The organism is Streptomyces mashuensis (assembly GCF_014654785.1).
Taxonomy (GTDB): Bacteria; Actinomycetota; Actinomycetes; order Streptomycetales; family Streptomycetaceae; genus Streptomyces; species Streptomyces mashuensis.
In genome coordinates this window covers 318,736-344,963 of sequence record NZ_BNBD01000007.1, presented here as the reverse complement: position 1 = coordinate 344,963, position 26,228 = coordinate 318,736, and the positions used below count along the sequence as shown (strand labels likewise).

The 26,228-nt window shown below is 73.1% G+C and carries 21 protein-coding genes; 11 read left to right on the top strand and 10 right to left on the bottom strand.

The genetic code is table 11. The features are described 5' to 3' along the window. The first annotated feature begins 356 nt into the window (after positions 1-356). The 5 genes from IE305_RS19155 to IE305_RS19135 are packed head-to-tail and all read left to right on the top strand — an operon-like array spanning position 357 to position 7,774. On the top strand, positions 357-1,628 hold the full coding sequence (locus IE305_RS19155; RefSeq protein ID WP_190130871.1) for a phenylacetate--CoA ligase family protein: 1,272 nt from the start codon (positions 357-359) through the stop codon (positions 1,626-1,628). Further along, positions 1,625-2,920, top strand: a complete 1,296-nt coding sequence (locus IE305_RS19150) for an MFS transporter (RefSeq protein WP_190130870.1) — start codon at positions 1,625-1,627, stop codon at positions 2,918-2,920. The genes IE305_RS19155 and IE305_RS19150 overlap by 4 nt, the downstream gene beginning before the upstream one ends. Then, a complete protein-coding gene (locus tag IE305_RS19145; RefSeq protein WP_229891198.1) occupies positions 2,917-4,110 on the top strand; it encodes a GNAT family N-acetyltransferase in 1,194 nt (397 codons plus the stop codon). Before IE305_RS19150 ends, IE305_RS19145 begins: the two co-directional genes overlap by 4 nt. Beyond that, positions 4,107-5,273 carry a LuxE/PaaK family acyltransferase gene (locus IE305_RS19140; protein WP_190130869.1) on the top strand — a complete coding sequence of 389 codons (1,167 nt, stop codon included), beginning with the start codon at positions 4,107-4,109 and terminating at the stop codon, positions 5,271-5,273. Before IE305_RS19145 ends, IE305_RS19140 begins: the two co-directional genes overlap by 4 nt. Continuing rightward, positions 5,270-7,774 (top strand): acyl-CoA reductase, encoded by a 2,505-nt coding sequence (locus IE305_RS19135; protein WP_229891196.1) that lies wholly within the window; start codon positions 5,270-5,272, stop codon positions 7,772-7,774. Before IE305_RS19140 ends, IE305_RS19135 begins: the two co-directional genes overlap by 4 nt. Before the next feature lie 28 nt (positions 7,775-7,802). Here the strand turns inward: IE305_RS19135 and IE305_RS19130 are convergent, their stop codons facing one another. Further along, a complete protein-coding gene (locus IE305_RS19130) occupies positions 7,803-8,486 on the bottom strand; it encodes a helix-turn-helix domain-containing protein (protein WP_190130868.1) in 684 nt (227 codons plus the stop codon). A 176-nt stretch (positions 8,487-8,662) separates the two neighbouring features. Between IE305_RS19130 and IE305_RS19125 the strand changes: the two genes are divergently transcribed. The 3 genes from IE305_RS19125 to IE305_RS19115 all read left to right on the top strand — a co-directional run bounded on the left by IE305_RS19125 (position 8,663) and on the right by IE305_RS19115 (position 10,926). Next, positions 8,663-9,118 carry a cyclic nucleotide-binding domain-containing protein gene (locus IE305_RS19125; RefSeq protein ID WP_229891194.1) on the top strand — a complete coding sequence of 152 codons (456 nt, stop codon included), beginning with the start codon at positions 8,663-8,665 and terminating at the stop codon, positions 9,116-9,118. A 167-nt stretch (positions 9,119-9,285) separates the two neighbouring features. Further along, a complete protein-coding gene (locus IE305_RS19120; protein ID WP_190130867.1) occupies positions 9,286-9,975 on the top strand; it encodes a helix-turn-helix domain-containing protein in 690 nt (229 codons plus the stop codon). 105 nt (positions 9,976-10,080) lie between these two features. Beyond that, positions 10,081-10,926 (top strand): SGNH/GDSL hydrolase family protein, encoded by an 846-nt coding sequence (locus IE305_RS19115; RefSeq protein ID WP_190130866.1) that lies wholly within the window; start codon positions 10,081-10,083, stop codon positions 10,924-10,926. Between the two features lie 8 nt (positions 10,927-10,934). On the opposite strand, the gene IE305_RS19110 is transcribed toward IE305_RS19115, so the two are convergent. Genes IE305_RS19110 through IE305_RS19075 form a run of 8 tightly spaced genes read right to left on the bottom strand, consistent with a single transcriptional unit; the run spans position 10,935 to position 20,355 of the window. Beyond that, positions 10,935-12,221, bottom strand: a complete 1,287-nt coding sequence (locus IE305_RS19110) for a phosphatidylethanolamine N-methyltransferase family domain-containing protein (protein ID WP_190130865.1) — start codon at positions 12,219-12,221, stop codon at positions 10,935-10,937. Then, positions 12,222-13,622 carry an FAD-dependent oxidoreductase gene (locus IE305_RS19105; protein WP_190130864.1) on the bottom strand — a complete coding sequence of 467 codons (1,401 nt, stop codon included), beginning with the start codon at positions 13,620-13,622 and terminating at the stop codon, positions 12,222-12,224. Between the two features lie 4 nt (positions 13,623-13,626). After that, the gene (locus IE305_RS19100; RefSeq protein ID WP_190130863.1) at positions 13,627-14,535 is read right to left on the bottom strand and encodes a class I SAM-dependent methyltransferase; all 909 of its coding nucleotides are present in this window, start codon (positions 14,533-14,535) and stop codon (positions 13,627-13,629) included. Continuing rightward, positions 14,532-15,080 carry an EXPERA domain-containing protein gene (locus tag IE305_RS19095; RefSeq protein ID WP_190130862.1) on the bottom strand — a complete coding sequence of 183 codons (549 nt, stop codon included), beginning with the start codon at positions 15,078-15,080 and terminating at the stop codon, positions 14,532-14,534. The genes IE305_RS19100 and IE305_RS19095 overlap by 4 nt, the downstream gene beginning before the upstream one ends. A 21-nt stretch (positions 15,081-15,101) precedes the next feature. After that, positions 15,102-16,634 carry an FAD-binding oxidoreductase gene (locus IE305_RS19090; protein WP_190130861.1) on the bottom strand — a complete coding sequence of 511 codons (1,533 nt, stop codon included), beginning with the start codon at positions 16,632-16,634 and terminating at the stop codon, positions 15,102-15,104. Positions 16,635-16,637: 3 nt separating this feature from the next. After that, complete coding sequence (locus IE305_RS19085) at positions 16,638-17,816, bottom strand: Rieske 2Fe-2S domain-containing protein (RefSeq protein ID WP_229891192.1); 1,179 nt, start codon at positions 17,814-17,816, stop codon at positions 16,638-16,640. Continuing rightward, positions 17,813-19,216, bottom strand: a complete 1,404-nt coding sequence (locus IE305_RS19080) for a cytochrome P450 (RefSeq protein ID WP_190130860.1) — start codon at positions 19,214-19,216, stop codon at positions 17,813-17,815. The genes IE305_RS19085 and IE305_RS19080 overlap by 4 nt, the downstream gene beginning before the upstream one ends. Further along, the gene (locus tag IE305_RS19075) at positions 19,213-20,355 is read right to left on the bottom strand and encodes an NAD-dependent epimerase/dehydratase family protein (RefSeq protein ID WP_268255940.1); all 1,143 of its coding nucleotides are present in this window, start codon (positions 20,353-20,355) and stop codon (positions 19,213-19,215) included. Before IE305_RS19075 ends, IE305_RS19080 begins: the two co-directional genes overlap by 4 nt. 142 nt (positions 20,356-20,497) lie before the next feature. On the opposite strand from IE305_RS19075, the gene IE305_RS19070 reads away from it, so the two are divergent. From IE305_RS19070 to IE305_RS19060, 3 genes are read left to right on the top strand one after another with little or no spacing between them, the layout of a single operon-like run. Further along, positions 20,498-22,507: a squalene/oxidosqualene cyclase gene (locus IE305_RS19070; RefSeq protein WP_190130858.1), complete on the top strand. Its 2,010-nt coding sequence runs from the start codon at positions 20,498-20,500 to the stop codon at positions 22,505-22,507. Continuing rightward, positions 22,504-23,871, top strand: coding sequence for a cytochrome P450 (locus tag IE305_RS19065; RefSeq protein ID WP_190130857.1), 1,368 nt, complete (start codon positions 22,504-22,506; stop codon positions 23,869-23,871). Before IE305_RS19070 ends, IE305_RS19065 begins: the two co-directional genes overlap by 4 nt. Positions 23,872-23,877: 6 nt before the next feature. Then, positions 23,878-25,170 (top strand): FAD-dependent oxidoreductase, encoded by a 1,293-nt coding sequence (locus tag IE305_RS19060; RefSeq protein ID WP_190130856.1) that lies wholly within the window; start codon positions 23,878-23,880, stop codon positions 25,168-25,170. Here the strand turns inward: IE305_RS19060 and IE305_RS19055 are convergent. Continuing rightward, positions 25,164-26,207 (bottom strand): DUF1295 domain-containing protein, encoded by a 1,044-nt coding sequence (locus tag IE305_RS19055; RefSeq protein ID WP_190130855.1) that lies wholly within the window; start codon positions 26,205-26,207, stop codon positions 25,164-25,166. The genes IE305_RS19060 and IE305_RS19055 overlap by 7 nt on opposite strands. Positions 26,208-26,228 lie beyond the last annotated feature (21 nt).

Below are 26,228 nucleotides of genomic sequence, written 5' to 3'. Positions count from 1 at the left end.
CCCGCCGTGCGCAGATTCCGCCACGCTGCCCGCCGGGCCGGCCGCCGGGGATGCCCGGTGGGCGACCGGCCCTGACGTACCCCTGACAGATGAAAGCAAGGTTTCAGGCCACGTTCACCTGACATGTGGTCAGAGAAGCGCGCGCTGTGCGCTATCTTCTAAGGCGTTCCCCCGTGACCGCGCGTCAGATCTCAAATCGTAGTCGCGTCACGACGGTGAGGATGCAATCCACGCACTTCACGGAACACCTTCGACAGTCGCGCGACGGGATCAACTGGCCAGACCCCGCCGCGCGTTGCTGTGCCACGAAAAACCGCACAATCTTCAACCAACCGAACGACCTAGGCAAAGGCCGTATGTCCGTCCTTCAACTTTCGGACCTCATCCGTTATGCCCGCCATAACTCCCCCTTTTATGCGGCGCTCTACGCCGGTCTGCCGCCCGGCACCGACCGGCTGACCGACCTGCCCGTCGTCGACCAGGACGCCTTCTGGGCGGCCAACACGCTGCACGGCAACCAGGTCCTGACCGGCCCGCTGTCGGAGGCGGTCGTCTACAAGACCGGCGGCACCACCGGCGCCCCCAAGTTCTCCTGCTACTCCCGCGAGGAATGGCGGGAGTTCACCGCCGCCTTCGGCCAGGGCCTCGTCGACGCCGGCCTGCGCGCCGGCCACCGGGTGGCGGACCTGTTCTACGCCGGCGAGCTCTACGCCAGCTTCCTCTTCGTCCTGGACTCCCTCGCCCAGGCCCCCGTCGACAACGTCCGCCTGCCCATCGGCGGCGCCGCCGACCCCGCAACCACCGTCACCGCGCTCCTGGACTTCGCGGCCCAGGTCGTCGCCGGCACGCCGACGACCCTGTGCCGCCTCGCCGAGCACGTCGTCGCCACGGGCCGCACCCTGCCCTCCGTCGAGCTGCTGTTCTTCGGCGGCGAGGCCCTCTTCGACGACCAGCGCAGGCTGCTGACCGCCGCGTTCCCCCGTGCCGAAGCGCGCTCCCTCGGCTACGCAAGCGTCGACGCCGGCCTCCTGGGCCGGCCCGTGCCCGGCCCGGACACCCGCCTGCACCGCGCCTTCACCCCGCACACCGTCGTCGAGATCCTCGACGAGACCACCGGGGAGCCCGTCCACGAGGCCGGCCGCCCCGGACGCGTCGTCGTCACCCAGCTGTACCGCCGTCTCATGCCCGTCATCCGCTACCCCGCCGGCGACCGCGCGGAGTGGATCGACCCCGGGGCCGGCACTTTCCGCATCCTCGGCCGGGCCGAGGAGGGCGTACGCGTCGGACCCGTCTCCCTCTACGCGCAGGACACCTTCGCCGCCGTCGCCGAGGCCGACACCGACGGCCGCATCACCGGCACCCAGCTCGTCGTCCGCCGCCGGGACGGCCGCGACGGGCTCGTCCTGCGCCTGGCCACCGCCCCCGGCGACGACGACCCGGCCGGCCTGGAAGTGCTGGCCAAGTCGGTCGTCACGCACCTGGACGAGGTGCGCCCCCTGTACCCCGACAGCGTCCGGGCCGGCCATGTGCACCCGGTCACCGTCGAATGGGTGCGCCACGGCGACCTGACCGTCAACCCCCGCTCGGGCAAGCTCGTCCGCGTCATCGACGAGAGGCCGACCGCATGAGCGCCTCCGTCCCCGAAGCCGGGCGTCGCACGCGTCGTACGCCCCTCGTCCTGCGCAACCGGGCCTTCGGCACCGTCTGGGCGGCCCAGGTGCTCACGCAGGCCGCGGTGCGCATGTTCCAGGTCGGCGTCTCCTGGTGGCTCGTCGCCTACGCCGTGAGCGGCGGCCGCGGCCTGGCCTCCGGGCTGTTCATGGCCGTCAGCACCCTGCCCGCGGTCGCCCTGGCACCCGTGGTCGCCCGGACCGTCGCCCGCCACGCCCACCGCTCGGTGCTGCGCACGGCCGCCGCCGGCGCGGGCACCACGGCCGCCGCCCTCGCCTGCTGGGCGTACACCGCCGGCCTGCCGCTGCCCGCCGCGTACGCCGCGACGCTGGCGCTGGCCACCTGCCAGGCGTTCTTCGACCCCTGCCTGACCACCTCCGTCCCCGAACTCGTCGACGACGCGGACATCGAGGCCGCCACCGGCTTCGAACTGTCCACCCAGTCCCTGGCGAGCCTGGGCGGCGCCCTCCTCGGCGCCCTGATCGTCGACCGCGCGGGCCTGGCCGGCCTCGCCACCGGCTGCGCCGCCGCCTACGGGACGGCGGCCGTCCTCATCACGACGGTCCGCTTCCGCCCGCAGGCCGCTCCCGGCTCCGACGAAGGCGCGGACGCCGCCGCCCGGCCGAACCTGCACCGGATCCTCGGCGGGCTCCCCTTCGTCCGCCGCATCCTGCTGTGCTTCACTGCGGCCAACCTCTTCACCACCGCCGTCTTCGTCGTCATCCCCCTCTACACCCGGTCCGTGCTGGAGGAGGGCGGCGGCACGGTGGCCCTGCTGGAGGCCGCCCTCGGCACCGGCACCCTCCTCGGGTCCTTCACCGGGGCCCGCGTCCCCGGCCGGCCCACGACCGCCGGTTCCTGCCTGCTGGCCGTCATGGCCGCCGCCCTGGCCGTGCCGGGCCTGCTGCCGGGCCGCCCGGTCATGGCCGGCTGCCTGCTCGTGGCCGGCTGGTGCGTCGGTGTCATCGGGGTGCGCTTCGTGGCGCTGTTCCAGCGGCTGGTGCCGCCGGCCGACAAGCCCGGCTTCTTCGCCGTCATGCAGGCCGTCCTCGGCGCGACCTTCCCCGTCGCCTCGCTGTTCTTCGGCCTGCTCGGCGACCACGTCGGGCCGCGCACCCTCTGCCTGGTCCAGGCGGCCGGACTGCTGCCGGCGGCCTGCGCGCTCGCGCTGCTCCGCGAGGAGCGCACCGCCGATGCCGCCCCCGCAACCCCCGAACCCCAGTTCACCGCCTCCGGAGGAGAGCGATGACCACCACGGCGAGCACCACCGCCACGACCACCGCCACCGCCACGACCACGACGATCGACCGGGCGGCCCCCGCCGACATCGCCGACCTGCGCCAGCTCTACTACGCCGTCTACGGCCCGCACTACCCGGCCGCGCTCGGCACCGACCCCGCCGAGATGTCCCGGCTCATCGCCGACCCGCACACCCTGTGGCTGGTGGCCCGCTGTTCCCGCACCGGCCACCTGGCCGGCTCGGCGGCGATCCACGGCGAGCCCGGCAGCCGCATCGGCCGCCTCGAAGGGCTGGCCGTGCACCCCGACCACCGGGCCGGCGGCCTGGCCGGCACCCTGACCGACGCGCTGTGCCGGCAGCGGCTCGGCACCGGCGCCGACCGCCTGGACTCGGTGTACGCGACCGTACGGACCGTCAGCCCGGGCCCGCAGCGCGTCGTCACCCGCAACGGCTTCCGGCCGCTGGGCGTCCTGCCCAACGCCGTCGACCTCAGCAGCCGCGAGAGCCTCGCACTCTACGCGCGTCACTCCCCCGGCGTCCTGGACCGGCGCCGCCCCGTGCCCGAGGTCCCCGCACCGCTCGCCCCGCTGCTGCGCACCGTCGCCCTCACCCTGGGCACCGACGGCCCCGAACCCCGCACCACCCCGCCGGCCCCCGCGCCCCGGGGCCACTCGGCGGCGCGGCTGGAGATCGTCGAGGCGCCCGCCTTCGTACGCCGCCGCTTCCACGAGCGCTTCCCGGACGCCACCAGCTGGTTCTACCCGCTGCACACACCCAACGCCCTGCTCGTCGCGGACGACGGCGCCTTCGAGGTGTACGCCTACCTCAACCGCACCGGCCGCTACTGCGCCCTGATCGCGGCCCACCCGTCCCCGGCCACCGCCGCCGGGTACCTGGAGGCCATCACCCGGACCCTCACCCGGGCCGGCACCGGGTACGTCGAGGCGCTCGTGCCGCTCGCCGAGCACGGGCCGCTGTCGGCCTTCCTCGCCCAGGGGTTCATCCCCAGCGCCCTGTACCCGGCGATGCGCCCCGACCCGGACGGCGACGGCTTCCACGACTACGTCGTGATGACCCGCACCGCCGAACAGATCGACTTCCGCGGCGTGGTCGTCGACACCGCCCTCCAGCCCTACCTGGACGCCTACCTTTCGGCCTGGGCGGCCACCTACCTGCCCACACTCGAGGTTGCCCCATGAACCCGAACGATCCGGTCAACTCCCATCTCGCACCGGTCGCCGTGCCCGACCCGGCCGCGCTCGCAGCGGTGCAGCGGCTGTGCGACCTGACCGACCCGTACGCCACCGGCCCTGCCGAGGACGAGCTGTTCGCCACCGCCATGGCCGAGATCAACGCCTGGCACGCCGAACGCTCGCCGTTCTTCCGCAGCCTGTACGAGGCCACCGCGGCCGGTGAGCCCTTCCGGGCGCCGCTGGTGCACGCGAACTTCTTCAAGCGGCACGAAGTGCTCTCCATCGACCGCGACGCCGTCGACCTGCACCTGACGTCCTCCGGCACCACCGGCCAGAAGTCGCAGATGTTCTTCGACACCTGGACCATCCGCTCCGCCCAGCGCATGGTGGCCCGCATCTTCGAGCGCAACGGCTGGATCACGCCCCACGAGGAGGTCAACTACCTGCTCTACAGCTACCAGCCGGCCCCCGACCTGAAGCTCGGCACCTCCTTCACCGACAACTACCTGTGCGACTTCGCGCCGGCCCGGCAGGTCGAGTACGCCCTGCGCCACACCGGGAACGGCCACGAGTTCGACCCGTTCGGCTGCATCGCCGCGCTCCGGCGCTTCGCGCAGGACGACGTCCCCGTGCGCATCCTCGGCTTCCCGGCGTTCCTGTGGTTCACCCTGGAGCGCATGCGGGCCATGGGCCTGCCGCCCGTGCGGCTGCCGGAAGGCTCCCTCGTGATCCTGGGCGGCGGCTGGAAGGGCCACGCCGACCAGCAGATCGGCAAGGACACCTTCTACGCCCGCGTCACCGAGCAGCTCGGCGTCCCCTCGGACCGGATCCGCGACACCTTCGGCTCCGTCGAGCACTGCATCCCCTACATCGAGTGCGCGCAGCACCGCCTGCACGCCCCCGTCTGGTCCCGCGTGTTCGTCCGCGACACGCGCACCCTGGAGCCGCTGCCGTACGGCGAGGTGGGCTTCCTGCACCTCGTGTCGCCGTACATCACCTCCGTGCCGGCGCAGAGCGTCGTCATGGGCGACCTGGCCGAGCTGCATCCGGGCGAGAGCTGCGGCTGCGAGCTGGACACCCCCTGGTTCGTCCACCGCGGCCGCGCCGGAGTGAGCCGGAACCGAAGCTGTGCGGTTGCCGCCGCCGAACTGATGAAGGGCCTGTCGTGACGACCGAGAACACCGAACACCACTACTGGCAGGGCGCCTTCGTCGACGACGAGGAGGCCGGCCGCCGCCTCGCCGCGCTGCCGGAGGCCGTCGAGGCCGCCCTGGCGACGCCGCTGGAGACCGAGACCGTCCTCGCCGCCTGTGACGCGCTCGCCGCCGCCCTGGCCGAGCCAGGCCACCCGGTCCGCACCCGCCTGGCCGGGCACCTGCCCGCCGACGAGGCGGACGCCGTCCTGGCCGAGCTGTCGGCGTTCCTGCGCCGCCCGCAGCTCACCCGGAAGCTGCGCCGCGAGCTCGGCGACGGCACGCCCCACCGGCTGACCCGTCCCGACGCCAAGGAGACCGTCTACGAGGCGTGGGCGCCCGTCGGCCTCGTCGCCCACATCGCTCCCGGCAACGCCGCCACCGTCGCGCCGCTGAGCGTTGTCGAGGGCCTGCTCGCCGGCAACGTCAACGTGCTCAAGACGAGCAGCGCCGACACCCTGCTCGCCCAGCACCTGCTCGCGGAGCTCGCCGCGCTCGACCCGACCGGTGCCGTCGCCGAACGCGTCGTCGTGCTGCGGTTCCCGTCCTCGCGGCAGGAGTGGCTGCGGCAGATGTGCGCGCCCGCCGACGCGGTCGCGGTGTGGGGCGGCGAGGCGGCCGTGGAGGGCGTCGCCGCGCACGTACCGCCCGGCTGCCGGCTCGTGGAGTGGGGCCACAAGATCTCGTTCGCGTACCTCACCCGTGAGGCGTGGCAGGACGCCGCCACCGTCGGCGCCCTCGCCGCCGACGTGTGCCTCCTGGAGCAGCAGGCGTGCTCCAGCCCCCAGGTCGTCTACCTCGACACCGAGGACGAGAAGGAGGTCTTCGCCTTCGCCGGGCGGCTGGCGGAGGCCCTGGCCGCGCAGCCGGCCGCCGAGGGGCAGCAGCCGCTGAGCCCGGGCGAGGAGGCCGAGCTCACCGCCACCGAGCTCGTCGCCCGCCTGGAGGAGCACCTCGGCCTGACCCGGGTCCTCGCGGCGCCCGACGGCTCCTGGCGCGTCATGGCCGACACCCGCCCGGCGCTGACCGCGTCGCCGCTGCACCGCAGCGTGTGGGTCAAGCCCCTGCCGCGCACGGACCTGCTGCGGACGCTGCGGCCCATGCGCCGCTACCTCCAGACGGCGGGCATCGGCGGCAGCCGGGCCGACGTCGCCGAGCTGTCCCGCCTGGTCCTGGCGGCCGGCGCGACGCGCGTCACCCCCGTCGGCGCCATGCTGGGCAGCTACGCGGGCGAGCCGCACGACGGCGTGTACGCACTGCAGCGCTACAGCCGCCGCGTCGCCGTGCAGGCCGACGAGCGCTTCGCCACCACCGCGTGCCTCGACGACCTCGTCCGTACGCCGGCGTTCCCGGCACCGGACGGCCCGCTGCTCGACAAGGCCGCGGTGCAGGTGCTCAACGACTCCGTCGCGGCGCAGGACGCCGAGCTGTACTTCCGCAGCGGCGGCACCACCGGCAAGCCCGCCCTGTCCCTGTTCACGTACGACGACTACGACACGCAGATGCGTGCCGCGGCCCGCGGCCTGATCGCCGCCGGCTACGACCCGGCCCGCGACCGCACCGCCAACCTGTTCTACTGCGGCGGCATGTACGGCGGCTTCATCAGCTTCTTCTCCATCCTCGAACGCCTGGGCGGCGTCCAGCTGCCCATGGCCGCGGGCCCGGACCACCGCGTCACCGCCGAGACCCTCGTCGCCCACCGGGCCGACACGCTCTTCGGCATGCCGTCGTACCTGTGGCAGCTGCTGCACGACCAGGCGGACCTGCTGCGCTCGTACGGCGGCATCCGCAAGATCTTCTACGGCGGCGAGCACTTCACGGCGGAGCAGCGCCGCACGCTCACGGAGGACTTCGGCATCGAGGTCGTCCGCTCCGTCACCTACGGCAGCACCGACCTCGGCCCGCTGGGCCACCAGTGCGCCGAGAGCACCGGCGGCGTCCACCACCTGCACGCCGACCTGCACACGCTGGAGATCCTGGAGACGGACGCGGACCGCCCGGTCGCCCCCGGCGAGACCGGCCGGCTGGTGTTCACCACCCACGCGCGCCGGGGCCAGAAGCTGGGCCGCTACGTCATCGGCGACCTGGGCCGCGCCGTTCCCGGCCCGTGCCCCTGCGGCAACCGCTCTCCGCGGTTCGAGCTGCTGGGCCGCGGCGGCGACGTGATGCGGGTGGCGTCGTACTTCCTCAACTACCGCCGCTTCCTGGCGATAGCCGGCAGCGACTGCGGCTACAGCGGCGAGCTCCAGCTGATCCTCACCCGCACCCCGGCCCGCGAGCACCTCACCGTCCGCGTCGAACGTACGACCACCGCGCCGGAGGCTCTGCGTACGGCGTTCCTGAGCGGCTACGAGGAGCTGCGGTCGGCGGTCGAGGACCGCCTGCTGGACCTGGAGATCGAGCAGGCGGACCTGCCGGCCTTCACCCGCACCCCGAGCACGGGCAAGCTGCGGACGGTGGTGGACCACCGCCACTGACCGACAGGACCGACGGTTCCGGGCATCCTCACAGGCCGCTGCGGATGCGGCGGCCGCTGAGGGTGCCGACCGGGATGCGCACCCAGGTGTCGCGGTCGCCGCCCGGCCAGGGATGCGGGTCGGCGCTGCTCCGCAGGCACTCCTGCTCCTGCGGGGTGGTGACCGGTTCGGCCACTCCCCTGACGAGGATGCTCCAGCCCTCGTTGCGGGCCTCGTCGATCCGGTCGATCTCGAAGGCGACGTCCCCGCCGACGACACCGGCGAGCGCGCTCCCGGCCGCCGTGCGGAAGACGATGGCGTCGCCCATGAAGGCGTAGTTGACGGGGACGGCCTCCGGCCCCTCCGACCGGGAGAACACCACGCGGCCGATGCCGCCCGCCGCCAGTTTCTCGCGGCACTCGGCGAGCGGCAGGTCCTCGAGGACCGGGCTGCGGGCGAGGGATCCCCTGCCCGGCGGCTGCTCGGTGCCCCCGCCCAGCAGGGCGGGGACCGAGGTCTCCAGCGCACCGGCCAGGCCGGTGAGGGCCTCCATCGGGACGACGCCGGCCTGCGACTCCGCGTACGCGACGTAGCCGGGGTCCATCCCGGCCCGGGCGGCGGTCTCCTCACGGGTCAGGCCGAGCTCCTCCCGGCGCCGGGCCAGCCGCCGGCCGAGGTCGCTGCCGGGGCCCGGCCGAGGAGGGCCGGTTCCGTCCCCTGGTTCCGTGGCCATGGCCGTGTCCCGCCTCCTGAGTCCTGGTGTGCCCTCCATCTTCCCGAGGGCGGCGGCCGGGCGCATGTCGGGACCCTGGGGCCCACCCCCTGCGGCGCGCTCGGGGTGCGGGGCGCCGGGCGTGTGGTCAGGCTGGCCGGGCGGGGGTCCGCCGACGGAAAGGACGGGACGTCGTCGTGAAGCGCAGTGGTGTGCTGGCCGCCATCCCCGAGGGGCCGCGGGAGCGGTTGATGGGCCTGAGCCGCGAGGTGTCGTTCGACGCGGGCACCCGCATCTTCGAGGAGGGAGGCCGGGCCGACCGCTTCTGGATCATTCGCACGGGCAACGTGGCCCTCGACCTGCACGTGCCCGGGCGCCGCGCGGCGGTGGTCGAGACCCTGGGCCCGGGCCGGATGCTGGGCTGGTCGTGGTTGTGCCCGCCGCACCAGTGGCACATGGGGGCCGAGGCCACGAGCCCCGTCCGGGCCTGGGAATTCACGGCGTCGGAGGTGCGCGAACTGTGCGAACGCGACCACGAGCTCGATCACGCCCTCCTGATCTACGTCGTCGAGGTGATCGGCCGCCGCCTGCGGGCCGCCCGCACCCGCCTGCTGGACCTCTACGGCCCGTACGGAAGCGGGGCCCCGGAATGACAGCTTCCGCCCGCCATGGCGGGGGGCGGCCGGGCGTGGTGTGATGGGAGTGGCGGGAGGACCCGTACAGACGCGGGGAAGCGGCGGTTGGGCCGTGCACCGCGCAATTCGGATCCGCGAGAAGCGGATGGGGCCCTCCCGTCCGGAGGCCGACGCGGAGGTCCGGCATGCACAGCGACGAGCCCGACGGGCCGGATCCCGGCTCCCCCGGCGAGCCGCACGAGGACACGGTGGCCACGCGCTGTGCCGTCCGCCGGGAGCAGCTGGGGCTGACCCGCGAGGAGCTGGCACGGCGCGCCGGCATGTCCGTCGCCTACCTGGGCCAGCTGGAGACGTTCAGCGGCGATTTCGACCCGGCGGCGCTCACGCGGGTGGCCGCCGCGCTGGAGATGCCGTACGACGAGCTGGTGGAGGGGCGGCGGGACGCGCCGCCCGGCCGGCAGGAGGCGGCCCGGCACCCCCTGCTGCAGCAGCTTCCCGAGGACGAGTGCTGGCGCCGGCTCGGCACCCACGGCATCGGCCGGATCGGCCTGACCGGCACCGGGTCGGCGCCCGTCGTCCTGCCCGTGAACTTCCTGGTCGACGGCCGGACGATCGTCTACCGCACGGAGTCGGACGGCGGCGCTGCGCCGGCGGAGGGCGAGCGGCTCGCGTTCGAGGCCGACCACATCGACGAGCAGCTCAGGCGCGGCTGGAGCGTGCTCGTCACCGGGCCGGCCGAACACGTCACCGACCCCGGCACGGTGGAGTCCCTGTCCACCCGGCCCGGCGCACGGCCCTGGGCCGGCGGGCAGCGCGACCTGTGGGTCCGCATCCGCCCCGGTGAGGTGACGGGGCGCGCGATCGAGACCCGGTGAGACGGCCGGTACCGGGGGCGCGTGAGTGTGGCAGTGCGCTGGTGGAGGCTTCCATGCGCTCACGTCTGCCGCATGGCTGTGCATCAACACCGGTAGCCATGGCACATGAGCAGACCTCTCATCTGGCGCCGCCGTCTCGCTGCTGCGTTCGTGTGCCCCCTGGCCCTCTGCCTGGGCCTGGCCACGGCCGCGTCGGCGCACACCCCCTCCCCCTCCCCGTCCTCCGTGCCCGGCTACGCGGCTCTGGGCGACTCCGTCGCCTCCGGGACCGGGGCCGGCCCCGGCAGTGGCGACTGCCGGCGCAGCCCGGGCGCCTACCCCGTGCTGTGGGCCGGGTCCCACCGGCCGGCGCAGTTCGCGTTCGCGGCCTGCTCGGGGGCGAAGATCCCCGACGTGACCGCCCGGCAGCTGCCCGCCGTCCCCCCGGACACGACGCTGGTCAGCATCACCGTGGGCGCCAACGACGTCGGTTTCGTCGACGTCCTCACGACCTGCGTCCTGGGCGGTGAGGACGCCTGCCTGACCGGGATCGCCCGCGCCGAGCAGGTCATGGACCGGGACCTGCCCGGCGCGTACCAGCAGCTGTACCGGGCCGTCGGGGCCAGGACCGCACCGGGCGCGCGCGTGGTGGTCACCGGTTACCCGCATCTGTACGCGGACCGCGCCTGCCTCACCGGTGGGCTGACGCAGCGCGAGGTGACGGCGCTCAACGCCGCCGTCGACCACCTCGACCGCGTCATCGAGGACCAGACCCGCACCCACCGCGACGTGGTCTTCGCCGACGTCCGCCCCCGGTTCGCCGGGCACGGCCTCTGTTCCTCCGACCCGTGGATCCACCCGCCGTCGCTCCTCGCCCTGTCCGTCTCCTTCCACCCCACGGCCGAGGGCCAGCGCCACGGCTACCTGCCCGCCTTCGCTTCGGCCGCCGCCGGCCACCGCTTCCCTCAGTAGAAGGGACCTCAGTAGAGATAAGGGATCACCTTCCAGCGCACCCGGCGGCAGTAGTCGCGGTAGGCGTCGCCGTACTTGGCCAGGCAGCGCCGCTCGTCCCGTCCCGTGCGGTCGGCCAGCAGCACCGCCAGGTACACCGGGTAGAACCAGGGCAGCACCCGCGCGCTGCCGGCCGGGGCGGCCCAGCACACGGCCAGCACCACTTCCGGCAGGTAGTGGAAGTGCCGGGACAGGCCCCACCAGCCCGAGTGGAGCAGCACCGTCGTGTGCTCGGTCCCGTCGCCCGTGGAGTAGCGTGCGCGCAGCGTCTTCGCCGGGCGGCCCCAGATCCGCGTGGCGCCGCCGGTGCGCCGTACCCGTTGGCGCTGTTCGTCGGCCGAGTAGTTGACGGCGAGCGCGGTGAGGCCGGTGGTGAGCAGCAGGACGGTCTCCCACGGCGGAAGGTGGCGCGGGTGGGCGACCAGGTACAGGGTGCTGAGGGGGTAGATCCCCGGCAGCCATACCGTCACGCCCCAGCAGAGGTAGTACCCGAAGCGGTCGTGCATGACGTCGAGGGTCGCGAAATAGCCGGTCTCCCAGACGAAGAACTTCACGATGTAGGCGAGCTGGAGCCCGGTCGCCACCGCCATCGAGGACGAGATGCCATGGGTCCGTTCGTGCTGTGCCGCGGCGCACGACACCAGTAGCAGGCCCCAGGACATCATGCCGACCCGGCAGTTGAAGAGCTGCTTCAGGTCGATGCCGCCGAGGGTGGGGTGCAGTTCCGTGCCCCAGAAGAGGTCGAGGACCCGGTGTCCTGTCGTCCCGTGGTCGGGTCCTGACGGCCGTCGCAGGCCCTTGACGTACAGGGCGGCCGACAGCGCCCAGGCCAGGACGCACGCCGTGGCCAGCAGTTCACCGGACCGGTCGTACAGGATCCCGGGCGGGAACCAGCCGAGCCCCAGGGAGGCGGCGAGGTACGCGGCGTGCGTCACGGCGAGCGCGGCCGGGCCGTTCGCCCGGTAGACGGGACGGACGCCGGCCGGTGTGACGGGCCCGTACCGTCGCGGTCCCGGCAGCAGCCGCAACAGCGCCGCCTCGAACGCGACGAAGCCCGCGATGGTGAAGGCCGCCCGGAGGGTCGGGCGGGGAAGCGCGGCCACCAGGGCGGGCCACTGGGCCGGGGCCAGGAGGGGGCGCAACGCACCGTCGAAGGCAGCCACCAGCGTCCATAGGAGCAGTACGACCGGCGGGGTGACGAGCAGCAGGGCCAGCGGGCCCACCGTGCAGCGCAGCACGGATGCGCGGGGCGCCATTCATCCGCTCCTTGGGCGGACGGTGCGGAAGCGGGCGCCGAGGCACATGCGCCCGTAGAAGTTGAACCAGCGGGTGGCGTCGCGGTTGGCGGCGAACGGGTAGTCGGCGCCCAGCTGGCGGGCCACGGCCAGGCCGGACAGGAAGGCGTGTTCCTGGCTGTTGAGGGTGGTGTGGGCGCCGCAGTACCAGGTGTTGCGGCGGCCCTGGAGCAGCGGCAGCAGCGCGTGCAGCACGAGGGTGTGGCGCACGTCGTGCACGACGTGCTGGAAGCGGTGGCGGGCGAGGACCTTCTCCGGGTCCGGTTGCCGGTGGGCGTTGTAGGTCACCAGGCAGGGCGACGCGGCGCCGTCGCCCCAGGGCTGCTGGTTGTGCATGATGTACGTGATCTCGTAGTCGTCGGGCCGGTCGTGCGGGCCGCCGGCGTGCCGTACGAACGTGCTGCGGGTGCCGGAGACGTCCAGCTCGTCGTCCGGCAGGAGCGAGGCGTCCGTGTGGACCACCGCCTCGCCGTGCAGCCCGGCCTCGTAGCGCACGGCGCCGAGCAGTCCGCGCTCCAGGGCCGTGGGCCGCTGGAGCAGGGCCAGCGCGTGGTTGGCGTTGCAGGCGAGGATCACCTGGTCGAATCGTTCCGTCACACCGTTCGCGTCCCGCACGTACACCCCGTCCGGCCAGCGGGTCAGCTCCGTGACCGGGCGTCCCGTGTGGATGCGGTCGGCGAATCCTTCGGTGAGCCGGGCGTAGACGGCGCGGGTGCCGCCTCGCCAGGTCACCATCGGCGTGCTGTGCTCGACGTCGAAGAAGTCCATGTAGCGGACGAACATCGACGCCGGCATGGCGTAGACGCCGGACGTGAGGACGAAGTTCACGAACAGCGGCTTGAGGACCTTGTGGCGGAACTCCTGCGAGACGCCCCAGAGGTCGAGGGCGCGGCGCATGGTGACGTAGTTGAAGGGGTTGAGCGCTGCGGTGGTCCAGGACGGGCGCTTGTTGAGGGTGTTGAACCGGTCGACGGTGCGCAGCAGGCGCCGGAAGGCGGCGATGTCGCCGGCCAGCCGGCGTCGCAGGGGGGTGTCCACGTCGTGGGCGTAGACCTCGTCGCCGTGGTGCACGGCGTAGCGGAAGCGGGTGCCGACGGTGTCGATGCCGAGGTGGGCCAGCAGCTCGACGTAGTTCTGGTAGACGGAGGGGATGAAGGCGGTGACGGCGATGTCCGCCGGTACGGTGCCGCCGTCCCGCTGCGGGAAGTCCGCGGTCCGGCCGTTGCCGCCGGGCGTGGGGGCGGCTTCGTACACCTCGATGTCGTAGCGGCCGGGGTGGCGGCTGAGGGCCCACGCGGCCCCCAGGCCGGCCACGCCGGCCCCCACGACGGCGATCCGTTGCGGTGCTGCTGCGCGCTCCACCGGCTCACCCGCCGGGGGTGTCCGGCGTGCGGGCCTCCCAGAAGTCGATGAAGAAGGCTCCTTCGCGGGCCGCTCGCGTCAGTGCTCGGGCGCCTTCGGCCATGAAGGCCCTGACCGGGTCGTCGTCGAGCTGTTCGCCGAGGTCGGCCAGCTGGTCCAGGTAGTCCCAGGTGGTGGAGAGGTCCTCCGTCGCTTCGGCGTCGCCCACGACGATGCCGGTGAAGCCGGCCTGCCGCAGCTGGTCGGCGAGCTGCGCCGGTGTGGAGAGGTTCGGCAGGGCGTAGAAGCGGCAGACCGGCTCGATGAGGCGCTGCATCTCTTCGGCGGTGAGTCCGTCGGCGGCGAGCCATTCGTATCCGATCGAGAGCCCGCCGGGGGCGAGGACCCGGGCGATCTCGGCGTGGCTGCGGTATTTGTCGGCCGTGTGGCACAGGCTTTCGAGGCAGTAGACGACGTCGAACGAGGCGTCCTCGAAGGGCATGCACATGGCGTCGCCTTCGACGAACCGGGTCCGCTCCTCCAGTCCGTGCTCGCGGGCCCGGCGGCGGGCCTGCTCGACACGGCACGGGGTGAGGTCCAGCCCCGTCACGTGGGCGCCGGTCATGGCGGCGATGTTGAGTGCCGGGCCGCCCACCCCGCTGCCGACGTCGAGGACCCTCATGCCGGGCCGCAGGCCGGCGCGGCCGGCGAGGTACTTCTGGCGGACGACGAGGGCTTCGGCGTGCGAGTCGCCGGGTTTCACGGGGCCGAAGTGGTGGGACGGGCCCCACCCTTCCACGTACAGGTCCGTGACCAGGTCGTAGTAGGACAGCACGAGTTCGCGGTAGTGGCCGCCGCGAGCGGAGTCGCCGCCCGAGGCCAGTCGGTGGTAGCGCTCCAGCGCCGCCTCGGTGGTGTCGGTGGTGTCGGTCATCGGGAGGTCTCCCCTTCTTTCACGGACCGGACGAGGGCCCGGAACGAGGCGGCGGCCATCCACAGGTTGCCCACGAGCCAGGGGAGGTTCGGGACGTAGAAGAGGACGTAGCCGCCGACGCTGTGGTGCGGCATGTCGGGGTATCCCGCGGCGTGGGCGTGCCAGAAGTAGAGGACGACCGAGCCGGAGAGATAGGAGCCGATGGCGAGCTGGAGGGGGTGGCGCCAGGCGCGCCGGCGGACGACGGCGTGGGCGAGTGCGCAGTTGAGCACCTGGACGACACAGAGGTTGATGGTCTCCAGGGCGAACGGGAGGTAGACGTCGCCCTGCCCGGCGTAGGTGCGGTCGCCTCGTCCGTAGAGCTGGAACCCGCGCGCGAACAGGTCGTGCCGCTCGTCGAGGTCCTGTGCGTGGAGGACGAAGTACAGCTCCAGGGTGAGCGCCGCCGTGAGGCTGAAGGCGAGGAAGCCGAGCACCATGCGGTCGCCGGAGGCCGGGGCGGGCCGGCGCGCCGGGGTGGGGGGCGAGTCCGCGAGCAGTGGCACGGTGATGGCCCTTCTGCGGGGTCAGTGGCAGCTGACCTTGTCGTAGAGGGAGAGGAAGGCGCCTTCGGCCCCGTATTTCTTGCGCGCGGCGTGGTAGGCCCGGCCGTCGAACATCGACCAGAACTCCTCGCGGGTGAGGTGCGAGGCGACGTAGGGGACCTGGAACCCGCCGTGGTCCAGCAGCCAGGTCTCGAAGGCCCGGACGGCCTGCCGGGCGTCCCAGGGCCGGCCGCGCCGGACGGGTTCCGGGGTCTCGAAGACGACGGCGACGTCGACGTACAGGCCGTCCTCGGTGGCGGGGCTCACCAGGCCGGGCGGCTCGGTGCGGCGCAGTGTCACCGGGCACAGCCACATGCGGTCGACGTGGAAGGCCTCGCGGCACGTCCCGATCGCCTCCGGCAGGGTGCGCAGGGGGACGAGGGCCTCCTGCGTCACGGTGTTCCGCAGGTACATGCGGCGGATGCCCGGCGTCTCGGTGCGTTTGAGGAACGCGACCTTGGGCGGCATGAGCCAGCCCAGGGGGTACCGGAACAGCGGGTGGTTACCGCTGGGGACGAGCATTTCGGCGGCCCAGTAGATGCTGCGGCTGTGCCGGAAGTAGTAGTCCCGCAGCGGCACGTACTCGGCGTTGTGCTGCCGCCGGCTCTGCGTCCGGACGTGCTCGTGGTACCAGGGCTTGTACCACCGGCCGATCCGGTTGACCACGCCGTCGCCGCGCGGGCGGTCGGCGAACGTTCCGGTGACCACGACGCTCTCGGCCGGGGAGAAGTGGAAGCCCTCCACGAAGTCGGGCGCGCCGGGGCCGGAGGAGTACGCCTCGATGCACTCGGTGAGGGCTGCCGCGCTGCCGAGCCGGTGGTGGGTGAGGCGGACCCAGGGGGCCGCCGGGACCATCCGCAGCTGCACGGACGTGAGCAGCCCCAGGGTGCCGCGGCTCCACGGCAGGGCGTGGAACAGGTCGGCGTGGTGGGTGCGGTCCGCGGTCACCACCTCGCCGTCGGCCAGCAGGACCTCGCAGGACGTGACGTTGTCGGCGAACAGGCCGTGGCGGTGGGAGGACGTCTCGATGCCGTAGCCCATGAGGAGGCCGCCGACGGTGAGGTCCTCCAGCTCGGGCACGACCGGCAGCGTCCAGCCGCGGGGCAGCCCGGCGATCAGGCGTCCCATGGTGATCGCGGGGCCGACCGTCACGGTGCCGCGGTCCACGTCCACGCCGAGAATGTCGTCCAGTTGCGTGGGCACCAGGAACGCCTCGTCCTTGTAGGACGTTTCGCGGGAGTGCGCCATCGACCGCCACGGCGGGCGCGCGGTGCTGATGAGCGCTCCTCCGCCGTGCCGTTCGCGCTCGCGCACGCGGGCCTGCATGTGGGCCACCCGCCACTGATGGCGTCGTACCACCCCTGTGCGGCGGCGGCGCAGCCGCGACGTCAGCGCCTCGGCCAGGGCGTACGCCTTGGACAGCGGCAGCAGGACGGGGACGACGTACAGCCAGCGGTGGTCGGCGAGCCACTGGGCGGAGCGGGGGACGGTGGTCCGGCTCGTGGTCCGGCTCATGGCTCAGCGATCCGGGGGCGGGGGGACGACGCGGCCGTCGGCGGCGGCGATGCGTGAGGGGCGGGGGCGGTCTCGGTCGCGGTCAAGGAATTCCTTCCATTTGCGGATGGTGAGGTCCTGGAAGAGGCCCACGGCGGGGTTGAGTTCGACGACGGGGGCGGCGTGGTGGATCTCGTAGCCGAGCTGTTCCGCCTCGACGGCCTGCCCGTCCTCGCGCAGCAGTGGCCTGATCACGAGTGCGCCGGCCAGGCGTACGAAGAGTGGCAGCAGTCCGCGGGGCAGCGCCCGCCGGGTTCCGGGGACCTTCACCGCGCCGGGGGCGAAGTAGAAGAGGAAGAACACCCGGGTGGTGCGCCGGTCCATCGGCAGCACGAAGCACCAGTGCTTGATCGATCCCCCGGTGTCGGAACGCTGGTAGGGGTAGTCGAAGGCGAGGTCGATGGAGGTGGTGTCGATCCGGTGGCGGTCCACGAAGCGGGAGGTGAGGGGCCCGCCGCCGACGCACGTCTCGTACGACAGCTCCACCCGGTCGCCGTTCAGCGCGTGGTGGGTGAGCTTGGCGTCCCAGAAGGGGCGGTAGCGGCGGTGCAGATAACTGTGGCTGAAGTCGCTGACGTTGTCGATGATCAGCGAGTGGTGGGCCTGCCAGGTGTACGAGGCGTCCAGCCGGGCCCATGGCTTGCTGCCCTCCAGCTCCGGGATGGCCGGGATGGTCCGTACGGGGGCCAGGGCGGGGTCGCCCGGGAAGATCCAGACGAGGCCGTGCCGGGTGGTCACCGGGTAGGCGGCCACCGTGACCTCCGGCCGGGCGCGGCCGAAAAGGTCGTGGGCGTAGTGGACGACGTTGCCGTGGCCGTCGTAGGTCCAGCCGTGGTAGGTGCAGGTCAGGTGGCAGCCGTTGACCTCGCCGCCGGAGAGCTTCAGCTGCCGGTGCGCGCAGCGGTCCTCCAGGGCGTGCAGGCTGCCGTCCGTGCCCCGGTAGACCACGACGGGGTGGCCCCAGAAGCGGGTGGCCAGGGTCGTGCCGCGGGGCAGTTCGCTCTCGTGGGCGACGGCGTACCAGTAGTCGGGGTCCATGCCGGCGGCCCGGACCCTGGCGCGCTTGCTGCGGGCCTCGGCGAAGGACGGAGGGCCGGACGGGACCGGACGCACCGGCCGGTCGCGCCGGGCGCCGCCGGTCACGACGGCCTCCCAGGACGCTTGCGGTACCGGACGGTGCACGGAGTTGCCGGGCCGGGGACCAGGGTCGAGTAGTCGGGCACGTAGCCGGACCGGGCGGGCCGGAGGTCCACCTCGCGCAGCAGGACGCTCCACGCCGCCTTGACCTGGAGGTAGGCGAAGGCGGGCCCGACGCACCGGTGCTTGCCCCCGCCGAAGCTGATGAGGCTGTACGGGCGGCGGTGCTCGGCGCGCCCGGCCGCGTAGCGCGACGGGTCGAAGCGGTCGGGGTCGCGGAACACCTCGGGCATGCGGTGCGCCACCGCGGGCGAGACCATGACCAGCGACCCGGCCGGCACGTGGTGCCCGAGGATCACGGTGTCGCGCAGCGCCTTGCGCATGAGGAGGACCAGCGGCGGGTACAGCCGTTCGGCCTCGCGCACACAGTGGTCCAGCAGTTCCATGCGGTGCAGGGCCCGGGTGCCGAGCGGGCTGCCGGGGGCCCACAGCTCCTCCTGTTCGCCGCGCAGCCGCGGGACGTACTCCGGGTGGTGCAGGAGCAGCACGCCGGTCCATGCGGCGAGTACGGCACTGGTGTGCTGGCCCGCGAAGACCATGGCGATCAGCATGCCGGTGACGATGTCGTCGGGCAGGGGGCGCCCGTCCTCGGTGCGGGCCGCGAGGAGCACGGCGAGCATGTCCTGTCCGTCGGCGGCCGGGCCCGCGGGCTCGTCGGGCGGACGCCGCCGGCGGCGTTCCGCGATGACCTCGCCGATGGCCTCGGCCAGGGCGGCGCGGGCCCGGTCCCGGCGCCGGAAGGCGGGGAGGGGTGCCTTGGCGCTGAGGATGCCCGCGAAGCGGATGCCGCTTTCCAGTTCGCGGTACAAGCGCGGCAGTTCCGGCCCCATGCGGCGGTGAAACTCCTCCCCGATGAGACAGCGCGTGGCGATGGCGACGGTCAGCCGGTTCAGCTCGGTGAGCAGATCGATCTCGCCCTCCGCCGGCCAGCGCGCCACCTGGGCCCGCGTCTCCGCCTCCATGACGCGGACGTACCCGTCGAGGTTGCGGGAGCCAAGCGCGGCCCGTAGAGGGGCGATCTGTGCGTCCATCTCCTCCGGTGTGGCGGCGTCGTAGGCGACGCCGCGCCCGAAGACCGGCTTCAGGAAGCGGTACGCCTCACGCGGGCTGAGGACTGTCTCGTCCGCTTCGAAGACCTCGGCGTGCGCCTCGGGCCCGCTGACGAAGACGACGTCCTGGCCCAGCAGGGGGAACGCGAAGGCGTTGCCGACGCGTTCACGGGCGCCGCGGAGCAGGGCGACGGGGTCGCGGTGGAACGCCGGCAGCGGTCCCAGCCACGGCAGGTGGCGGGCCGGCATGCGGGGCAGGGGGACCGTCGGCGGGCCGCCCGAGGTCCGGGTTCTCATCGCGGCCCCACGCCGGCGTGGTACGGGCGGCGGGCCGGGCGCGGTGCGGGCCTCGCCGTGCCGCGCCGTTCGATCAGCCGGCGGTCCACGAAGCAGCGGTACGCCTGCTCGACGGCCGTGGCGATGCCGGTGGGGCGATACCCCAGGACGTCGCGGGCGAGGGAACAGTCCGCCCGCCGCCCGGAGCGCAGAAAGCGCACGGCCGCGGGGGTGAAGCGGGCCTCCCGGTGCGGGGTCAGTACGGCCCGCGGCCCCTCGGCGAGCCGGGCCAGCGCCGCCATGGCCGGCGCGGGCAGGCGCAGCCGCGGCGGGCGGCACCCGGTGACCTGCGCGTAGAGGGCCATCATCGCGTCGACCGTGCGGAACTCCGTCGACAGCAGGTATTTGTGGCCCGAGAGGCCGCGCTCCATGGCCAGCAGATGGCCCTCGACGAGGTCCTCGGCGGAGACGAACTCGAAGCCGCCGGGGAGGTAGGCGAACAGCCGTCCGTGCGCGAAGTCGAGCAGCACGCGCCCCATCCGGGACGGGACGTAGTCGTGCGGGCCGATGATGGCCGTCGACACCGCGACCACGACCTCCAGGCCCTGGGCCGCGGCCTTGCAGCACTCGTGCTCCACCAGCACCTTGCTGCGCGTGTACGGGGTGTGGGGCCCGAACGGGTAGTGCAGGTCCCGCTCCGTACTGGCCCGTCCCGGCGCCGGGCCCGTGGCGCTGAACGACCCGGTCACCACGACCCGGCGCACGCCGTGCCGCCGCGCCGCGTCCAGGACGTTGCGGGTGCCGAGCACATTGACCGCGTGGATGCCGCGGTGTCCGCGAGCGGTGGTCGAGACGCGGGCGGCGCAGTGGTAGACGCGGTCACAGCCTTCGACGGCGGCAGCGACCGCCGCCGGGTCCCGGACATCGCCGACCGCCCGGCGGAGCGGAAGCCCGGCCAGCGCCTGGACGGCAGGGCCGGAAGGCTCCACGAGGGCGCGGACTTCGTGACCGTCGGCGAGCAGACGTCGCACAAGATTCGCGCCCAGATGCCCGGTTGCGCCCGTCACAAGAATCACGGCTCCGCCCCCTCCCCGACGTGGAACACATTCCCGTCGATTCACCGGAGGAAAACCCACGAAGGGGGGCGCACGGAAATCCATATCATCGGACCATCCGCCTTCCCTATCATGCCTAGTTCCTTTTCTCTTTCCTCGCTGGATTGTCGATCAGAATCCGCAGGCAGAATTCCCCGTAGCCGCTCCACTCCGGCCGAGGGGAAGCAGGAAGGGGGGTGCCCGGCGCATGGTGATGCCCGACGCGCGCCGCGTCCACGAAGCCGCTTGCGGGCGCCTGCTGGCCCTCCAGGGCGAGAACGGCGCGTGGGAAGGGGAGATGGAGTGGAGCACCATGATCCTCTCCCAGTACGTCATCGTCCTCCACATCCTGGAGCGCCCCCCGGACGAGCCGGAGCGGCAGGCGATCCTCCGGTGCTACCGCACGACCCGTACGGCGGACGGGGGTTGGGGCATGCATCCGCAGGCCCCGCCGTCGGCGTACGCCACCACGCTGGCCTACGTGGCCCTGCGCCTGCTCGGTACGGACCCGGAGGACCCGCTCACGGCCGGGGCGAGGCAATGGCTCCACGCACAGCCGGGCGGGGTCCGTGCCGTTCCGCAATGGGGGTTGTTCTGGCTCGCGTTGCTGGGCCTGGTGCCCTACCGGGACGTGGCGCCGGTCCCGCCCGAGATGATGCTCCTGCCCCCGTGGGTGCCCCTGCACCCCGGCCGGCTGCTGGGCTGGACGCGGATGCTCTACCAGGCGATGGCCTACCTGTACGGCGCGAAGTTCCAGGCGGACCTGGGCCCCGTCACCCACGACCTCCGCCGCGAACTGTTCGCCGGGCCGGGCCTTGGAGCCGGCGCCCCAGGAGCCCGGAACACGGACGTGTACGTCGCCGGCGGTCACGCGCTGCGCGTCTCGCAGTGGTGCCTGCGCGGATGGGAGAAGGTGCACAGCGGCCGCCTGCGCCGGGCCGCGCTGGAGCGCTGTCACCGCGCGGTCGTCGACGAGCAGCACGCCTCGCCGCACCACGGTCTGTCCTCGGTCAACGCCCTGGTGGAGTGCCTGGTGCTGTACGCCCACGACCGGAAGCACCCCCTGCTGGAGGACGCCGTCTCCCGTCTGCGCTACTGGTGCTGGGAGGACGGTGACCGCGGGCTGCGGGTCTGCGGCGACCGGTCCACCGTGTGGGACACGTCCTTCGCCGTGGAAGCACTGCTCTCCGCAGGAGACGGGGCCGCACGGGCGGGCCCGGCGCTCGGCCGCGCGCACGCCTTCCTGCGCGCGGCGCAGATCACCACGTACACCGGAGGCGTGCCGCCCCTGCGTACGGTCCGCCACGGCTGGGCGTTCTCCGACGGTCACAGCCGCTGGCCCGTGGGCGACTGCACGGCCGAAGCCGTGAGCGCCCTGCTGCGTGTGCAGGACGCGGCCGGCCCCGGCACACCCGGCCTCGGTGGGGCGGCCCTGCACGGTGCGCTCGACGTCATGCTGGACCGGCAGAACCCCGACGGCGGCTTCGGTACGCTCGACCGCCGCCGCGCCGGCACCTGGCTGGAGGCGCTCAACCCGACGGAGATGTTCGCCGGGTGCATGGTCGACACGTCGTCGGCCGAATGCACCGGCTCCGTCCTCACCGCCCTCTCCCGTATGCGGCCCCTGCTGGAGCCGGCCGCGCGCCGCCGCGCCGCACGGGCGACGGCCCGGGGCGTCGCCCACCTCCGCGCGCAGCAGAACCACGACGGCTCCTTCAGCGGTACGTGGGGCATCAACTACACGTACGCCGCCTTCCACGCCGCCCGCGGGCTGCGCGCAGCAGGGGTCCCGGCGGACGACCCCGCGTTGAAGGCGCTGGGGCGCTGGCTCCAGGAGACCCAGCTGGAGGACGGCGGCTGGGGCGAGGACTGGCGCAGCTGCCTCGAGCACCGGTACATCCCCCTCGACCGGGGCATGCCCGAGATGACCGCCTGGGCGGTCATGGCCGGTCTCGACACGCTCGGCCCGCGGCACCCCGCGGTCGAGAAGGGCGTCCACTGGCTGTGCACCCACCAGCAGCCCGACGGCTCCTGGGCCGGCGGGCACGTCAACGGTGTCTTCTTCACCACGATGATGCTCGTCTACCGGCTCTACCCGGTGTACTTCCCGGCCATGGCCGTCGGCCACTATCTGCGGGCGCTCGCCGGGCCCACTGCCGCCACCGCCACCACCGTTGTCGCGCCCGACGACACCGCAGACCCCGGGGAGCCCGCATGACCACCGAAGCAGAGGCCGTCACCCGGTCCGGAGGGCGGGAGATCCCCGTGGCAGACGGCGCGCTACCGCTGATCGGCCACGCGATCCCCTTCTTCCGCGACCCCGTGGGCTTCCTGCTGCGGGCCCACGAGAAGTGGGGCGAGGCCGTCGTCTTCCTGCTGCCGGGCCGCCGGCTGGCGTCGTTCTGCGGGCCACGGGGAAATGCCGCCGTCCTGGACCTGGAGGACGACACGGAAGCGGACCGCCGTCAGGTCTTCGACCCGCTCCTGACGCCCCTGCTCGGCCCGGGAGTGAGCTTCAACGTCCCCACCGACGTGATGACCTGGCAGCACTCGCTGCTGCTCCCCCACCTCCGGCGCGACGCCTTCGCCCGGCACCTGCCGCTCATGTCCGGCCAGGTCGAGCAGTACATCGCCGGATGGGGCGAGCGCGGCACGTTCGATGTCGTGACCGCGATGCGCGACCTGGCCCCGCGCATCACCGCCCACTGCCTGATCGGCCCGCGGTTCGGCCGCACCATGGGCCCGTCCCTTCCCAGGCTGCTGCGCCGGCTGGATGCCGGCCTCTTCCTGCCCGCCGTGACCGGCCCGCGGATGCGCCTGCACCACCGCTGGACCGGGCGCACACGCGAGGAGCTCGCCCGCGCCATCAAGGAGATCGCTCCCGACGACCGCCCCGAGGGCAGTGATCACAGCCCGTTCGGGGAACTCCTGCGCGCGGTGGGGCCGGGCGGCCGTTCCCTGAACGAGGACACCGCAGCCCACCTCGTGATCACCTGGCTGTTCTCCGGGGTCTCCACCTCGGTCCATGCCGCCTGGACGGGAGTCCTCCTGCTCCAGCACCCCCAGTGGCTCCCCGTCCTGCGCGCGGAACAGGAGACGGTCCTCGGGGACCAGCCACCCACCACCCTCTCGTCGCTCCGCAAGCTGGAGCGCCTGGGCCACTGCGTCCTCGAAGCCGAACGCCTGCACCCGGCCATCCCCGTACTGCCCCGCACGGCCGTACGGGACCTGTGCATCAACGGCTACCGGGTGCCTCGCGGCCAACTGGTGTGTGCCACACCGGGCCCGTCCCATCGCCTTCCGGGTGTGTTCCGCGATCCGGAGAAGTTCGATCCCGACCGCTACCTGCCCGGGCGCGAGGAGAACCGCGCCACGCCCCACGCCCTGATCGGTTTCGGCGGAGGCCGCCACCCCTGCCTGGGCTCGACCTTCGCCCAGCTGGAGATCAAAATCATCTGGAGCGTTCTGCTGCGCGCCTTCGACCTCGAGCTCGTCCGCCCCGAGGTGCGTGAGGCCCGCACCAGCACCATGCGCCCGCCCCGCCGGCCCTGCACGGTGCGCTACCGCCGCAGGAAACGATGAGCACCGATGAAAGCGCCGTGCGACGTCGCCGTCGTCGGTGCGGGCCCGGCCGGCTGCGCCGCCGCACTCGCCCACGCCCGCGCCGGCCACCGCGTCCTGCTGCTGGAGGCCGCGCACCGGCTGCCCACCCGGCTGGCCGGCGAGTGGCTCCACCCCGGCGGCGTCGCGGTGCTGCGCAGGCTCGGCGTCGACATGCCCACGACCGTCTTCCTCCCGTCCCTCGGTTTCATCCTGCACCCGGAGGACGGCAGCCCGCCGATCACGCTGGACTGCCCGGCCGGGGACCGCGCCGCCACCGTGCCCCACCACGGGCTCGTCTCCACGCTCCGGGCCGCCGCGGCGGACCACCCCGCCATCACCCTCGTCCTCGGCGCACGCGTCACCTCCATCCGGAACACCACGGTCACCTACACCCCGGAGGGCGGCGCCGAACAGCACGTCCGCGTGGGACGCGTCATCGGTGCCGACGGGCAGTCCTCGATGGTGCGGCGGGCCCTCCGCTCCCCCGCCCCCGCGGCGACCGTCTCCCGCACGGCCGGCGTGCTGCTGCGCGGCGTCGCCCTCCCCGCGGAGGGATACGGTCACGTCTTCGCGGGCGGCCCCGGTCCCGTACTGGCCTACCGGCTGGACGAGGACACCGTCCGGGTCACCGTCGACGTCCCCCTGTCGTCCCCGCGCTCCACGGACGTGCCGTCGTACGTGCGGCGCGCCTACTGCCCCCACCTCCCCACCGCCCTGGCCGGCCCCCTGTGCGCGGCCCTGGAGCGGGGGGCGGTGCAGTGGGCCGCCAACCGGGTCCGGCTGCGGACGTTCCACGGCCGGGGACCGTACGCCTTGGTGGGGGACGCGGCCGGCACCTGCCACCCGCTCACCGCCTCCGGGCTCACCATCGGCCTGCGGGACGCCGAGTGCCTCGCCGGCAGCGAGGACCTCGCGGCGCACGGGCGTCACCGCCGGGCCGCCGTGCGAGGGCACGAACACCTCGCCGCCGCCCTGCACCGCATTTTCTGCGACCCGGGCCCGTCCACCGGGGACCTGCGCCGCAGCATGTACGCCGTCCTGCGCGCCAGCGGACACGAACGGGAACGCATGATGCGGCTGGTGTGCGCGGAGGAGCGGAGCTCCCTCTCCCTGACGGCCGCCGTCCTGCACGTCGCCGGTCATGCACTGCACGAACACCTCGCGACGCGTCCGTGCCGCACGGCGTGGCGCACATCCCTGCGGGCGGGCGGGGACTACCTGGGCTGGCTGCGCTGGATGAGCCGCCCTCCCGGCCAGGAGGCCCGGTGGACTCAGTAGACGTACGGGAACATCCGGAACCGGGCGCGGCGGCAGTACTCGTCCCAGAGCTCCCCGTACTTGGCGCGGCAGCGCCGGTCGTCGCGGTGGGCCCGGTGCACGAACAGGACCAGGAGGAAAGCGGGGAGCAGGTACGGCAGGACGGACGCCGTGCCGCAGAGCAGCGTCCAGCTGAGGTAGACCAGCAGTTCGCCGGTGTAGTTCAGCTTCCTGCCGATGCCCCAGAAGCCCGACACGAGGAGCCGGCCGTCCAGTGTCTCGGCGGGACGGCCCCAAATGGTGGCCGCACCGTCGGTCTTGAAGCGGTGCTTCTGGTCGTTCGCTCCGCGGAAGAGCCAGAAACCGAAGACGAACAGGGCGCAGCACACCGCTGCCAGCCACGCCGGAAGGGGATCGCGGACGTGCAGGAGGGTGCGTCCCGCGATGCCGTAGAAGAACGGCACGAGGACGTAGTCGCCCCACACCAGCCCCCACCCGAACCTCTCGGCGACGAGGTCCCAGGTGTGCACCATGCCGCCCTCGAACTGGAAGTAGTTGGCCACGTAGACGAAGAAGAAGATCTGGTAGAGCAGCATGCGGCCGCTCAGCGAACCGTGGTCCGTGTACTGGGCGGCGGCGGCCGACAGGTTGAGGACGAGGAGTCCGATGAGGGAGGGGCGGTAGGAGAAGAATTTCAGGTCCACGCCCGCCCATTCGGGGTTGAGCTCCACTCCGTAGAAGTAGCCGGTGAGGCCCCGCCGCCCTCCGGGCGCGACGCCGGAGCGGAACAGCAGCCACGCGAACGTGAAGGCGAACACGTTGGCCCACAGGAGGAGTTCGCTCCAGTGCCGGTGCGGCCACGCGAGGGTGCGCGGGGACAGCAGCCCGCAGCCCGTCGCGACGCACGCGGTGAGGGCGAACAGCCATATCCCGTTGAGGCGGTAGGTCCTGCGGATTCCCGATTCGTCGGTTACGGCGGCCGGCACCGAGGGGCCGGGGATCCAGCGGGAACCCGCGAACAACACCAGAACGAAGGCCATCAGAGCAAGAGCAGCCATGGATGCGACTCTTTCCGTGGG